The sequence below is a fragment of the Paenibacillus sp. PL91 genome, from assembly GCF_012935325.2.
Lineage (GTDB): Bacteria > Bacillota > Bacilli > Paenibacillales > Paenibacillaceae > Pristimantibacillus.
In genome coordinates this window covers 1-12,987 of record NZ_JABBYG020000006.1, presented here as the reverse complement: position 1 = coordinate 12,987, position 12,987 = coordinate 1, and the positions used below count along the sequence as shown (strand labels likewise).

At 50.1% G+C, this 12,987-nt stretch carries 15 protein-coding genes and 1 pseudogene; 10 read left to right on the top strand and 6 right to left on the bottom strand.

The window, feature by feature from the left end; genetic code table 11:
- Positions 1 to 50: 50 nt before the first annotated feature.
- The gene (locus tag HI950_RS15355; protein ID WP_169085588.1) at positions 51 to 1,028 is read right to left on the bottom strand and encodes an aldo/keto reductase; all 978 of its coding nucleotides are present in this window, start codon (positions 1,026 to 1,028) and stop codon (positions 51 to 53) included.
- A gap of 133 nt (positions 1,029 to 1,161) precedes the next feature.
- On the opposite strand from HI950_RS15355, the gene HI950_RS15350 reads away from it, so the two are divergent.
- From HI950_RS15350 to HI950_RS15325, 6 genes are all read left to right on the top strand, one after another.
- Positions 1,162 to 2,325: an MGDG synthase family glycosyltransferase gene (locus HI950_RS15350; RefSeq protein ID WP_169085586.1), complete on the top strand. Its 1,164-nt coding sequence runs from the start codon at positions 1,162 to 1,164 to the stop codon at positions 2,323 to 2,325.
- 19 nt (positions 2,326 to 2,344) lie between these two features.
- Positions 2,345 to 3,538, top strand: coding sequence for an MFS transporter (locus HI950_RS15345; protein WP_223285311.1), 1,194 nt, complete (start codon positions 2,345 to 2,347; stop codon positions 3,536 to 3,538).
- Positions 3,539 to 3,553: 15 nt separating this feature from the next.
- Complete coding sequence (locus HI950_RS15340) at positions 3,554 to 4,162, top strand: TVP38/TMEM64 family protein (protein WP_169085584.1); 609 nt, start codon at positions 3,554 to 3,556, stop codon at positions 4,160 to 4,162.
- 11 nt (positions 4,163 to 4,173) lie between these two features.
- The gene (locus HI950_RS15335) at positions 4,174 to 4,545 is read left to right on the top strand and encodes a zinc ribbon domain-containing protein (RefSeq protein ID WP_169085582.1); all 372 of its coding nucleotides are present in this window, start codon (positions 4,174 to 4,176) and stop codon (positions 4,543 to 4,545) included.
- Positions 4,546 to 4,656: 111 nt separating this feature from the next.
- Entirely contained in the window at positions 4,657 to 4,800 is a 144-nt protein-coding gene (locus HI950_RS15330; protein WP_169085580.1) for a hypothetical protein, read from the top strand.
- A gap of 26 nt (positions 4,801 to 4,826) precedes the next feature.
- Positions 4,827 to 5,126 (top strand): transposase, encoded by a 300-nt coding sequence (locus tag HI950_RS15325; protein ID WP_169085578.1) that lies wholly within the window; start codon positions 4,827 to 4,829, stop codon positions 5,124 to 5,126.
- Positions 5,127 to 5,242: 116 nt separating this feature from the next.
- Here HI950_RS15325 and HI950_RS15320 read toward each other — a convergent pair whose 3' ends face one another.
- From HI950_RS15320 to HI950_RS15305, 4 genes are all read right to left on the bottom strand, one after another.
- Positions 5,243 to 6,304, bottom strand: a complete 1,062-nt coding sequence (locus tag HI950_RS15320) for an FUSC family protein (protein ID WP_169085576.1) — start codon at positions 6,302 to 6,304, stop codon at positions 5,243 to 5,245.
- A complete protein-coding gene (locus HI950_RS15315; RefSeq protein ID WP_169085575.1) occupies positions 6,301 to 7,428 on the bottom strand; it encodes a DNA alkylation repair protein in 1,128 nt (375 codons plus the stop codon). The genes HI950_RS15320 and HI950_RS15315 overlap by 4 nt, the downstream gene beginning before the upstream one ends.
- A gap of 141 nt (positions 7,429 to 7,569) precedes the next feature.
- Positions 7,570 to 8,337, bottom strand: coding sequence for a sporulation protein (locus HI950_RS15310; protein WP_169085573.1), 768 nt, complete (start codon positions 8,335 to 8,337; stop codon positions 7,570 to 7,572).
- A 66-nt stretch (positions 8,338 to 8,403) separates the two neighbouring features.
- Positions 8,404 to 10,161: an ATP-binding protein gene (locus HI950_RS15305; protein WP_169085571.1), complete on the bottom strand. Its 1,758-nt coding sequence runs from the start codon at positions 10,159 to 10,161 to the stop codon at positions 8,404 to 8,406.
- A 243-nt stretch (positions 10,162 to 10,404) separates the two neighbouring features.
- On the opposite strand from HI950_RS15305, the gene mscL reads away from it, so the two are divergent.
- From mscL to HI950_RS15290, 3 genes are all read left to right on the top strand, one after another.
- On the top strand, positions 10,405 to 10,860 hold the full coding sequence (gene mscL, locus HI950_RS15300) for a large-conductance mechanosensitive channel protein MscL (RefSeq protein WP_169085569.1): 456 nt from the start codon (positions 10,405 to 10,407) through the stop codon (positions 10,858 to 10,860).
- Positions 10,853 to 11,488 carry an NUDIX hydrolase gene (locus HI950_RS15295; RefSeq protein WP_169085567.1) on the top strand — a complete coding sequence of 212 codons (636 nt, stop codon included), beginning with the start codon at positions 10,853 to 10,855 and terminating at the stop codon, positions 11,486 to 11,488. Before mscL ends, HI950_RS15295 begins: the two co-directional genes overlap by 8 nt.
- A gap of 79 nt (positions 11,489 to 11,567) precedes the next feature.
- Positions 11,568 to 11,705, top strand: a complete 138-nt coding sequence (locus HI950_RS15290; RefSeq protein ID WP_187768100.1) for a hypothetical protein — start codon at positions 11,568 to 11,570, stop codon at positions 11,703 to 11,705.
- Positions 11,706 to 12,123: 418 nt separating this feature from the next.
- On the opposite strand, the gene HI950_RS15285 is transcribed toward HI950_RS15290, so the two are convergent.
- The gene (locus HI950_RS15285; protein ID WP_169085563.1) at positions 12,124 to 12,543 is read right to left on the bottom strand and encodes a hypothetical protein; all 420 of its coding nucleotides are present in this window, start codon (positions 12,541 to 12,543) and stop codon (positions 12,124 to 12,126) included.
- A 168-nt stretch (positions 12,544 to 12,711) separates the two neighbouring features.
- Here HI950_RS15285 and HI950_RS15280 point away from each other — a divergent pair.
- Positions 12,712 to 12,987: pseudogene (locus HI950_RS15280) on the top strand (hypothetical protein); the annotation flags it as partial.

Below are 12,987 nucleotides of genomic sequence, written 5' to 3'. Positions count from 1 at the left end.
AAAATAGGATTCGCCCCGTTTCCAGTTCAGGAAACGGGGCGATTTTTCTTTTACCAGGCGTATGCGCGAGGTGCATCCCCGCCAGGGCCAGGGAATATTTCATCGATGCGCTTCAGCGCCGATTCATCCAAGGAGATCTCGACTGCGCGAAGCGAGCGCTCGAACTGATCCAGGGTGCGAACGCCGATGATCGGAGCTGTCACAGCCGGATTAGCAAGCAGCCAAGCTAGCGATACAAGATCCTCTGGCTCGCCAAGCTCGTCGCAGAATGCAGCGTAAGCATCCAGCTGCTCACGGTGCTGCTCGAGCCGCTTCGTATCTCCGCTGCGGCGGCCTCCGTCCTTCCGGCGATGGTTGCCTGCAAGCAATCCGCCATCAAGCGGGCTCCACGGGATGACGCCAAGGCCCAATTCCCTCGAAGCAGGCAGCACTTCAAGCTCCGGCAGACGGCATAGCAGATTGTATTTATGCTGCTCGGATACTAGCCCAATCGAGCCTCTTGCCTTCGCTTCGCCCTGTGCAACCGCTATATCCCAGCCCGCAAAGTTGCTAGAGCCTATGTAGCCGACTTTGCCTTGCGATACGGCAGTCTCGAATGCTCCCCACAGCTCGCTCCAGTTCACGCTCCGATCCACATGATGCATTTGGTACAGCTCAATATGATCCGTTTGAAGCCGTTTAAGCGAGCCTTCCAAATGTCTGCGGATTTTATAGGCGGATAAGCCTGCTTCGCGGTTAGGTCCGTCATGGGCATCATGCATATCGCCATACACTTTAGTAGCTAGAACGGTACGCTCGCGGCGGCCGTCTCCCTGTTGAAACCATTTGCCGATGATTTCTTCGGTCCGGCCTGCATTTTCGCCCCAGCCGTAAATATTCGCGGTATCAATAAAATTAATGCCTGCATCCAAAGCAGCATCTAAAATACGAAATGATTCCTTCTCATCGGTGTCCACGCCAAAATTCATCGTACCGAGACATAATCGACTTACGCGAAGCCCTGATCTTCCTAGTTTTGTGTACTGCACTCTAATCATCGCTCCTTCAATTTTGAAATAGGATGGATTACGTATTCATTATACAAAAATTACACAAAGTAACCAAACTGCGTTCATGTTCGCTTGACATTCGTCCGCTAAACTAACGGCAGGAGGTGTACATATGATCATGTTCAATAATAATCCACAGCCAAAATTGCTAATTTTGTACGCATCTTATGGTGAAGGACATTTACAGGTCGCTCACGCAATTAAGAGCGCGCTAGAGGAACAAGGCAATTATCGTACGGTAATGGTGGATTTAATGGCAGAGTCTCATCCTTGGATAAATGTGGTAACGAGGAAGTTTTATCTAAAGAGCTATACGCATATGCCTTCTCTCTACGGCTGGATGTATGACTTTACAAGACTGATGAAGCATGACTCGTTATTCGGCGGCCTGCTTCACTCCTTCGGAAGAGACAAGATCCGTCGTATACTCAGGGTGGAGCAGCCGGATATCGTCATGCACACTTTTCCAAGCTTCGCCTTGCCGGAGCTGAAGCGGCGAAAAAATGTTCACCCGCCCTCCTATGCCGTTATCACTGACTTCGATCTGCATGGACGCTGGGTACATCCGAGCATTGAGCGCTACTACGTTGCAACGGAGGATTTGAAGCATGAGCTTATGCAACTCGGCATTCCGAGCAGCTCTATTCAAGTAAGCGGCATCCCCCTTAAGCGCGGCTTCCGCGCAACGACAGCCTCAAACGAGCTCTACGAGCGCTATAAATTGAATCCCAATAAACCTGTCGTGCTCATCATGGCGGGCGCGCAAGGCGTCATGCCTGACGTATCCCAAATTTGCAGCGGATTGCTGGAAGACGATCACGTACAGGTCGCCCTTGTGTGTGGACGCAATCACCTCTTGAAAGAAACGATTGAAAAACAATTCCAGACTCATAGCGGAGCCTCGCGCCTTCATGTTTACGGCTTCATTGATCCTATTCATGAGCTGATGGCGCTTTCGGATTGCCTCATAACGAAGCCTGGCGGCGTTACTCTCTCAGAAGCGATCGCTGCAGGACTCCCGATTTTCATTTACCGGCCGGTCCCCGGCCAAGAAAAACAAAACGCGCTGTATCTCGAATCCAAAGGCGCGGCTATTTTAGCGAGCGAGGCGAATGAGCTGACGGAACAAATTTTGAAACTTGTGCATGATCCGTTACGTCTTACAAATAGCAAGCTGTCCACCAAACAGCTTCAAGCCTCGCAAACAGCAGCCGACAGCATCGTTTTGGATATGCTATCCAATTTGCGTATAATGGAGAGAGCAGCGACTTTATAATTGGATAAGGAGCTTGTCCTTGCGTACAAATCAGAACAGTTGGTTTGGAGCGGAGATGCGACTCATCTCCGTTATTTTGTTCATTGTAGAGTTTGTTAGAGGTGCTGTGCTGGTTAGCTTATTGCCTATTTATGGCACAAAAACATTGGGGCTTGCGCCCGATGTCATCGGAGCTGCCATATCGGCGCACTACGTTACTGATACGCTGCTCAAGATGGCTATCGGCTATTTGTTAGATCGCTTCTCGATCCGTATCGTCGTGCAAGCAGGGCTTGTTATCTCTCTTATCGGCGTTTATCTGCTCCAATTTGCTGAGATTCCATGGATGTTCATCGGTACAGCCGCCTTGTATGGCATCGGCATGTCGCCGATTTGGATCGTTTGCCTCACGAAGGTAACCGAGCAGCAGCGCGCTACCCAAATGGGAGTCCTTTATACGATTTGGATGGTAGGACTTGGGAGCGGGCCGATTGTCTGTAATATTTTGCTCGACTTTAGCGTATCGTTTACGTACAAGCTGCTTGTCAGCATGTCCGTCGCTGCATGCCTGTTAACGATTTTCATGAGCAAAGAGCGGGCTACTACGCCAATACGCATGCCGTTCCGCAAGCAGCTCATCATCCTCAAAGGCAGGCTTAGCAAAATGAGGCTGCTGCTTCCAGGCATGATTTTGCAAACGACGGGTGCCAGCATGCTCGTTCCGATTCTGCCGAGCTTTGCTGATCAGGAGCTAGGACTCTCTGGAACGCAGTACTCGATACTCCTTACGGTAGGCGGGATTTGCGCTGCTGCAGGACTCATTCCAATGGGCAAGCTTTCCGATAAGCTTGGGGGCAAAAAATGGTTTCTTGTTATCGGCTTCTGCATATTTGCTATTGGTCTATACATGCTAGCCTCCGGCCTGCCGTTCTGGTATTGTTTACTTATAGCAATTGCGTTAGGCTTGTCTTATTCCGCGATTTTACCCGCTTGGAATGCGCTTCTGGCTACTTATGTTCCTCCTAAACAGGAAGGGCTCGGCTGGGGCATATTATCCACCGTCGAAGGCGTTGGCGTTATGATTGGACCAATTGTAGGCGGCATGATCGCCGCTTGGAACGGCGAGGTTGCCGTCTTTTGGATTAGCGCTATTCTTTTTGGTGCGATCGGGTTGTTTTATTTATGGTTCCCTTTTGAGGCGTTTGCTACAAATGAAAAAGCTACAAATAAGTAGATCGGGGTTAAATCTATGGATGATTGGCGCAATTGGCTGGAATACATAAAGCATCTGGATCTCGATTCTATTCAATGGACGCTGCAAAGCTATTCGCAGTGGGGCCCTCTGCCCGGCATTTTGCTTCCCTTGATTGAATCATTCCTCCCTTTCCTTCCGTTAATTCTTATCATTGCCGCTAATGCCAACATATACGGCCTTGGCTTAGGATTTCTATTCTCATGGATAGGCGTAACAGCCGGCGCTGTAACCGTATTTTGGATTAGCCGCTCGCTCGGGCGCAACGTCAAGGGCAGGCTTGAGAAACGCTTTCCGAAGTCGGAACGTTTTTTCAATTGGGTCGAGCGCAGAGGGTTCACGCCTTTGTTTCTGCTTGCTTGCTTTCCCTTCACCCCTTCCGTCGTCATTACGGTTGTCTCCGGTCTAAGCAAAGTTCCGTTTCACACCTTTCTGCTTGCCACTTTGCTTGGAAAGGCCGTCATGATATTTTGCATCTCTCTGATTAGCTTCGATATCGGCAATCTGGTCGATGAGCCTTGGCGTATTTTTGTCTCGATTACCGCCGTGCTGGTCATGTGGTTCGGAGGCAAGCGCCTCGAGTCGCGTTATCAGGTGAATGGGTGAGGTGAGCGCGAGTGACAGAGTGGAGCTTGTTGATCGGAGGAGCGGCGCATGCAGCGCCGCTCTTATTTACTTGGTTTGACGCTTTGGCAACCGCCGTCGTGCTTATTATTGCCGGCGCGCTGCTAACCGGCATGTTTATGTTCGTTAGAATCGCCTCTGACGACTCAGATCGGTACAAGGAGCTCAAAGAAATGGTGGAGACCATTTTCGGCACACCTGCCCATCTGCGTCCGCATTCAGAAGACAATTCCGCCAAGGATGGCGCCAAATCCGAGAGAAGAGCAGGCGCCGCAGCCGCTTTCTCCGAACCGTGTCCGGCTTGCAGCGAAACCGTCACAGAACGCGATTCCATTTGTCCCTCCTGCGGCCTTCAGCTATTATAGACCTTCCTCCTTCTCTTTCGTTAACTGGACTCATACTTTCCCTCCATTTGTGGCACACTGTTGAGGATCTTCTTGTGAAGACAACGATGAATTCCTCAGGAGGGTAACCACATGTCAGGAGAACAGCCATCCGATCAGCAGAAAGCGGCAAGCAAAGCGCAATCAAAAGCCGACCGCAATCAAGCCAGCAAAGAATCAGCCAGCGAGCTGCAGTCAAATGCGGATCGCGCAGCGGTGCCGAAGCACGGATTATAAGCATAGGAAGGGTTGGTTGACACCATATGAGCAATCCAGAAAACCATCATGAGATGAATCCCATGTCAGGTGAAACGGTTGAAGTCAAGGGCACCTACCGAAACGAATGGGGCCGCGAGGAACAGCTCGAGCGCGGGGATGTGTTCCCGGCAGACCTTATGCTTGGATCGACAGAATGGCAATTGGTCGAGCTCTTCTTCAATAACCATCATCAAGGGCATACCGATCCTCGCTTGGTGCCGCATGATGATGATGATAATCCAGAAGCGCATATGCAGCATCCTCGCCGTCACGAGGGCAGCAACAAAACGGACGACGATCAATAAATATTTTTGCTTGACCCCTTTATAGCAAAGAAAACAGCAGGCCGGAGCGCTTAATCGCGATGCTCCCTCCTGCTGTTTTGTTATATTCCTATAGCATGAGGCCTGCGAATGCCGCACTATTTCTCGGCAGCCTCCGATTCATCAGCGCCGCGCTTCGCATTCTCCTCGCGCTGCTGCACCTGATCGAGCAGCTTCTCCAATCGACGCAGATGATAGGCATATTCGAAAAGTCCCGAAGCGACAAAGACGAGACGCTTATGCTCATCCGGATCATCCATAATGTATGCCGTCAGGTCCTTTACGAACCTTGCTTCACGCTCTTCCTCCGGCTCGATTAGCGCATGCGGCTTCATTTTATCCTCTGCTTTGAGCAAAATATGCTCGTGATACTTTGATAATTCCTCAATTTGCCGATCGAAGCGCAGTGCCCACTCTCCAGCACTTGGCGAGGCGAAATAATGCTCCTCCACTACATCAAGAAGATCGGCCCCTTTTTGCAGCGTCTTGATCATTTGCTTCGACACAAGCAGCTGGCGGGCATGGCTAGTCCTTGCCCTTGCAAGCAGCTTGCGCTCCTCTTCAAATACGGCGTGGCGCTCTTCCAGCTTTCTCAGCGTCACGTGAAGCTTATCCTTCTCCTGGTTGAACACCTGCTCCTTCATCTCATTGGAAATAGCCGTTCGCAGCAGCAAGGAGAGCTGTGTGTAGGCCTGATGCACCTGCTCGGTGAACTGCCTCCTAGGGCGCGGGGGAAATACGAGCACATTGACCGCGAAAGAAGCCCCGATTCCGGTAAGAACCATCAATATCCGCCCAATCGCTACATCCCAGCCCTGTCCGTTCGCTTCCATGATCGCGACGACCGTCACGAGCGTCAGACTGATCGTGCTCTCCATCTTCAAACGGATGCTAATCAGAATAACTACAATACAGACAAGCCCCGCCGCAATTGGCGTATGTCCAAACAACCGAACGGCTATGATTGCAATGAAGGCGCCAAGGAGATTGGTTTGCACCTGATCCGCAACGCGCTGCCATGACCGGTAAATCGATGGCTGAATCGTAAAAATGGCTGCAACGGCAGCAATGAGCGGGGATGCGAAGCCAAACAAGCTGCTTAAGTATATCGCTAACGCGACGGCCATCCCCGTTTTCAATACTCTGGCACCAATCGTCATGTTGCTTCAGCCTCCATCACAAGCAGCTCGGAATTGGCCACCTCTTTCCCATTTACCCATAAAGTGAAGCGGTGAAGCCCGCTATAATGCTTGCGCGTGGTTAAATCCGCAAAGCGATGCACCCTTGTACCTGATGCGGAAGCGCCGCCTGCGTACTCGCGATCTGAGAGCAAAAACCGCTTCAACGATGTTTTGCCGCCTGACTTCACGAAGGCAATGCCATATTCGATTCGAAGCTTTGCCGGCTCACCCTCCCGCAGCTGCACACGGTAGCGTAAAGAAACCTCACCGCCGATTGCAACGGTACCTGGCTCTACCTCTAATGCGGCAGCGGTCACGAGCGGAAGCGCATCTTCATCTAAGCTCTCATTTTTGGCATAACCGAATAAGGCCATGATCTGCGGATTGGATTGCTTAATGAGCGTGCGGCAGCCATGCCGGATAATCCAATCCGTCCTCACATCCTCGCCGCTCCAAGCTTCAGCAAGCTGGGTGACAATCTCCGGATGATCCTTCGCGATATCATTCAAATTGTTCGCGACGCTCTTGCGCACGTAAAGAGAAGGATCGCGCTTTAGCTTGTCCAAAATAGGAATAATCGGCGATGGATCGCGCTTAAAGAGCGGCAGCGCCTGCGCCCATGGCAGACGCGGCCTAATCCCTTCGCTCGCCAGCCGCCTAACATGCTCATTCGGATCGTCTGCCCATTCGAGCATTTGCCGAGTCAAACGCTTTGGATCGCTCAAAATAAAAGCGCGTATGGCGAATTCAGAGGTTGATCGTGTTGTAAATCGTTTCAGCGCAGCTAAGGATACCTCCCAGTGCTGCGGCTCCATTCCGTAAACTTCAACGAAATCTGGAAAAAACAAATACGGCAGCCCCGTACATTTTTCATCTATTTGATATAAAACAGCCAGCGCGTCGTCATAGGATTGCGGTAATGAGGCACCCAGCGCTTCTGTTATTTTCCGCGATCGTGCCTTGAGCTCAAGCTGCTCCCAGCTGCCGTCCCTAACGCGTTCGACGAAATGAGCCTCATCAAACGGACTCCATGCCGTTTTCACCAAGCTTGCAAATTGTTCTAGAAATAAGCCGTCATACATTGCTTTAAGCGGTTCTGCCAACGTAAATCCCTCCTCCAGCTATTATACCGAAAAAAACCATATGTTCACTACCGCTTTGCCTAGCTTGCAAATACAAACAAAAACAGCCCAGAAATGCTCCTGCAGGAGCACTCCCGAGCTGCCTTCTATTCGCTGGCCTTCTTAAGCATAACGCGAAATAATGTCAGACAGCTGATGGGCGATCGCATTGGATCCTGCTGCCAGCTGTTCATTCGTAAAGCGAGTGCGCACGAAAGACTCATCCATATCCATCGCCTCTGCAAAAAAGCTGGATAGGCCGCGCGCGCGCCGATCGATCTGCAGCACCAGCTCCAGCTCGCGATCCGACGGGTAGAACATAACCTCAAGCTCATCAAGCTGCCCGCGGAACTGCGTAGTCGGTACGAACTCCAGCTCTTGGACAAATGGCATTTTGCCGCCAAGACGCGAGGAATACTCGCATTCTGCCTTGCGCAGACGGAAGCCTAGCTGGTTCAGCGCCTCCAGCACCGTATTCATTGGAGCGGTAGGAACGACCTCAATGCGGTCATTGTCGCCAGGATCAACGCCGCCGCGAATGTCCAGCTCCGTCTTCACCCATACCGGTGCGCGTCCAATCGTAAGCGGGGTTTGATGCGGGAGCTGGAAGGAAAAAGGCACCTCGCGGCTTTCGCCCGCTTGCAGCGTGAAAGGTGCGCTGACATGATAGCGGCCAATCTCGCCGTGCTGCGTTATTTTCGTATCGTTGCTCTCGCGTATATATTCGGTCATTACAGATAGCTGTATCGTTTCGATACGCTGCTCTACGTTGCCGCCTTGAATCTTCACAATGCCGCGAACTTCATCACCGGGTGCATAACGAGCCTTCTCTAATACCGTATCAATCTTCGCGGAACCAATACCGATACTCGCCAAAAAACGATTAAACATCTAATCAACCCCCACTTAAAATATCGTAACTCCTCACTGCTTAAGCATATTACGGCACCTTCAAAATTAGGTTTCAATTTCCGGCGGCTCCTTGTATGGCAACTGAATAATAAAGGTCGTCCCTACCCCTATCTGGGTCTCCGCTGTGATTTGGCCCTGATGGTTGTCCACGATTTTGTATGTAACCATTAAGCCGAGCCCCGTCCCTTTATCCTTAGTCGTATAGAAGGGCTGTCCGATCTTGGACAGCTGCTCTGCTGGGATGCCTGAGCCTTCATCCTTGATTCGTATGATTATGCCGCGAGCTTCATCAAGAGACATATTGATCGTAACCACGCCACCGCTTGGCATCGCTTCTATCGCATTTTTGAGTACGTTAATGAACACCTGCTTCAATTGATTCTCGACGCCATGTACCCACAGCGGACGATAATCGGCGTGGAATTCAATGATGACGTTGTGCATAATGGCCTGCGTATCCAGCAGGTTTACCGTCTCCGACATGATTTTGCGCGAGTCCTTATGCACGAACTCATAAATTTGCGGCTTGGAGAGCATAAGCAACTCACTCACGATGGATTCGATCCGCACCAGCTCAGATTTCATGATCTCGTAGAAGCTGCTGCTATCGCCCCTGCCTGTTGAGAGAAGCTGCAAAAAGCCCTTTAACGAGGTGAGCGGGTTTCGAATCTCATGGGCAATGCCAGCAGCTAGTTGGCCTGCGACATAAAGCTTTTCCGAATTAATAAGCAATTCCTCGTTCTTCTTGCGTTCGGAAATATCGCGAATAATGACCTGCACAATCTGCTTCTCCGAAAAAGCGGAGCTTGCCCTGACCATTTCTGTATGGAGAAGCTTGCCCTGCATCGACATCCATTGCAGCTCAATCAGCTTATTGGGCGATTCCTCTCCCTCTTGTCCCGCTGCGAGCCATGCAGCCATTTCATTATGGTGCTTCTCATCAAGGAGCTGGTATATGCTAGAACCGATGATTTCCTTCTCCGACTGTATTTCAAATAATCGCTGACCGGCACGGTTCATAAATTCCCATTTGCTGTCCCGAATTAAAGCGATCGTATCCATTGAGTTCTCGACTAGCAGCTTATACCGCTCATCGATCTGGCTGTATTTGCTCGCATTCAGCCAAGCCGTTAGACTAAAGCTTAGAATGATTAATGTGGACAGCCCGAGCAAGAAAGCAAGCAGTCGCAAATACTCGTTTAGTAAATCCGTTGATAAAATATCATTATAATCAATTTGCAGCGCATATAGGCTAATCTGATGCATGACCATATTGGACAGTCCAAGCGACAAGCAGCTTTTGAGCTTATACATTCTCTTCTTGGATTCCAGCCTGCGAAAGGCTATATAAGCGCCAATAAAACTAACGGCGTAGGAAAGCAAATAGAGCAGCCAATCCATTTTTAGTATAATTACCGAATCTGACAGCATGGACATATATTGAAGCTTCGTAGACCCAAGCGCCATTAATAGAGCACTAAATAAATAGCGTCCTTGCCTCAGCTCCTGCTTTCTTAGTACAGAAAGCGCTGCATAGACGATAATGGCACATACGATGAGGACGAGCAGCATGCTCCAATCAATAAGTATTCGATAATCTGAAGCAAGCAAAGATACGACATGCATCGTCCACAGCCCTAATCCAAAAACAAAGGCTCCGCCAATCATCCAGTTGAAGCCGTTTGCCCGCTCACGCGGCTGCGGCTGCTCAATCATATTGAGCATCGTATAGGCGGAAAAGCACATAATGATGATAGACAAAACTAAATAGAAGGGATTGCCAATGATCATAGATTGGGTCATAGGACTCCTTGCATATCCATAAATTTATTTACAAGTAGTTAAGTTCGACAATTTTCAATAAAACCCTCTCTTTTTATGCAAAATTCCGCAGTTTTCTGTCATAATTTCAGAGGGTGTTTCTCTTCTTCCCGACTTCGGCTATTATGTTAGAATGGCAGAAGTAGAAACAGGGCAATACTAGATGAAAATAGTCTTCTACTTGTGCAGTCGTTTTTGCTTCACAACATTTTTAGGAGGATAAGTATGAAAATCGTTAAGGAATTTAAAGAATTTGCGATGAAAGGCAATGTTATCGACTTGGCTGTCGGTGTCATTATTGGAGGAGCGTTTGGCAAAATCGTCACCTCGCTCGTCAACGATATTATTATGCCGCCTATTGGCAGGATTTTGGGTGGAGTTGATTTTAAAGATTTAAAGATTCCTCTCTATTCTAACTCAGCTGAGCTAAAAGACCCAGCCTCGGCTCCGTACATTAATTACGGTCAATTCATCAATGTCATGCTGGACTTTTTAATCGTTGCTTTCTGTATCTTCCTGCTTGTCAAAGTCATCAATGTTCTTCGCCGCAACGAGAAAAAAGAAGAGGCTCCTGTTGAAGTAACCGAGAAGGAATGCCCATACTGCCTGTCCAACGTGCCGATCAAGGCTACGCGCTGCAAGCACTGCACGTCCCAACTGGAGGCTGCCGCGCATGGCTGAGGAGCTGTTCGACATCTACGACGAACACCTTAACCCGCTTGGCACGGCGACGCGCGCAGAGACGCACGCGAAGGGCTACTGGCATCGGACCTTCCATTGCTGGCTGACGCGTCGCGAGGGGAATCGCCGATTCGTACGGTTCCAGCTGCGCCAGGCCAGCAAGGATACGAATCCGGGCTGCTACGACATTACGGCTGCCGGCCATTTGGCCGCAGGCGAGACCATCCGCGAAGCGATGCGCGAGCTGGAGGAAGAGCTTGGCGTAAGCGCCCAGTTCGAGCAGCTTATCTCGCTCGGACAAGTACGCGAGGATGCCCGCGGCGAAGTAAATGGCAAGCCCTTCATTGACCGTGAGGTCAGCGACGTTTTTGCCCTTGTTTGCGAAGTGCCTTTAACGAAGCTGCGGCTGCAGCCAGAAGAAGTGGCCGGCGTATACGAGGCCGACCTTGATGAGCTGATCGCAATGTTTGAAGGCTCTTTATCCGAGGTGTCTGCGCTGGGCGTCGAGCTTGTCGATCAGACCGATCAGCTAACGAGCGTTTCACGCTTTGTTCAAGCGAATCAATTCGTGCCTCGCGAATATTCTTTTTATGTGAACGTACTTCGGGCGCTGCACGGCTGTACTTAATGCTTGCAGCGCTTTTGCTTGCATGACCGCGTGCTCCATAAATTCGCTCCCAATTGGTATACCACTGATCAATCCATCCATGGATGTTATAAAACTCGGTATGGCGCGGCGCAAGATCAAAGTCATTCAGCTCCGGCTGATTGTACAGCTGCGCAGCCATATCATGAAAACAGCCATGCAAATTGCTTTCAATAAAGCTGCCAAGCTGATCGATTGACGCGAACGATTGCAAATTGTATTGCAATCTTTGCTCCGCTCCCGCATCAAAACAGCTTGAACGCCGAATACCCTCCGGAATCTGGCTCCATCCCGCTATCCATCTTCGATCGTAGCCCATGGAGTCATGCCATCTGTAAACCCGATTAATATAATCCCGATGAAATCGCAGGAAGCGTTCTCCATAGCCAGGCGGCGGCACCGTCCCAGGTACCAAATGATTCGTGTGATGCCATACTTTGTGTTCATCAAGCAGCGCTTGCGGAAAATTAGGTATTTGCGGCATCCTTTTCCCCTCCATTCTCCTTCGGCTTTCTAAGCTTTCACTCCTATAACGTATGCGGCTAACTGAGCCCCCGTGATTTCTACAAATCAACAAGAAGGGCTGCCCCACATGCTTGGGCAGCCCTTCTTATTAATCAAAATTGCCAGAAATTGTTGCGACGACACTCATCCTGCACTCTTCTAATGCAAATATCGAAGGTAACTGTTACATCATTGTATCTTCCGAATTGGCAGCAAATTCTTACGCAGTCTTTATCGCGCGTGCAGAAGAAATTAACAACACGGCAATCGCAATCAAGCAAGTTTTGAATCGCTCTTGCGTCGCGGCAGCGAATAGCTCTGACCAGCATTGCCGCAGTACGTTCGTCTTTCAATTGCTTGAAAATATCGCTTAATTCTTTTCCTGCTTCCTGCACACCTTCGACTGCTGGGTCTTCTCTGCGGCCACAGCTTTTGTGATTGTCATTGCATTTGCAGTTAGATATGCGAGCGCGGCTAGTTGTTTTGCGTGAAGTTTTCACATTGCGAACTTTCAGTTTCAAATTGGCGGACATTTCTATCCCCCCTCCCTCTCGAACTTACTCTATTCTATGCAAATTTAAGAGAGTTGTATGGACGAGTGGCACCCGCCAAACGTTGGAATCTGACTATTCCATTTGTTGTATGACCCGACTCATTCCTGCATACCTATATGTCATACCATTCGAATGGAGGTCTTTGGCTTGGCAGAAAAAAAGATGAACCTGGGCAGTATCGGCAACATGGGCAATATGCCGAACATGGGGCAAATGGGCGGCATGGCAGCCCCCGGCGGCATGGGCAATATGCCGAACATGGGGCAAATGGGCGGCATGGCAGCCCCCGGCGGCATGGGCAATATGCCGAACATGGGGCAAATGGGCGGTATGGCAGCCCCCGGCAGCATGGGCAATATGCCGAACATGGGGCAAATGGGCGGTATGGCAGCCCCCGGCAGCATGGGCAATATGCCGAACATG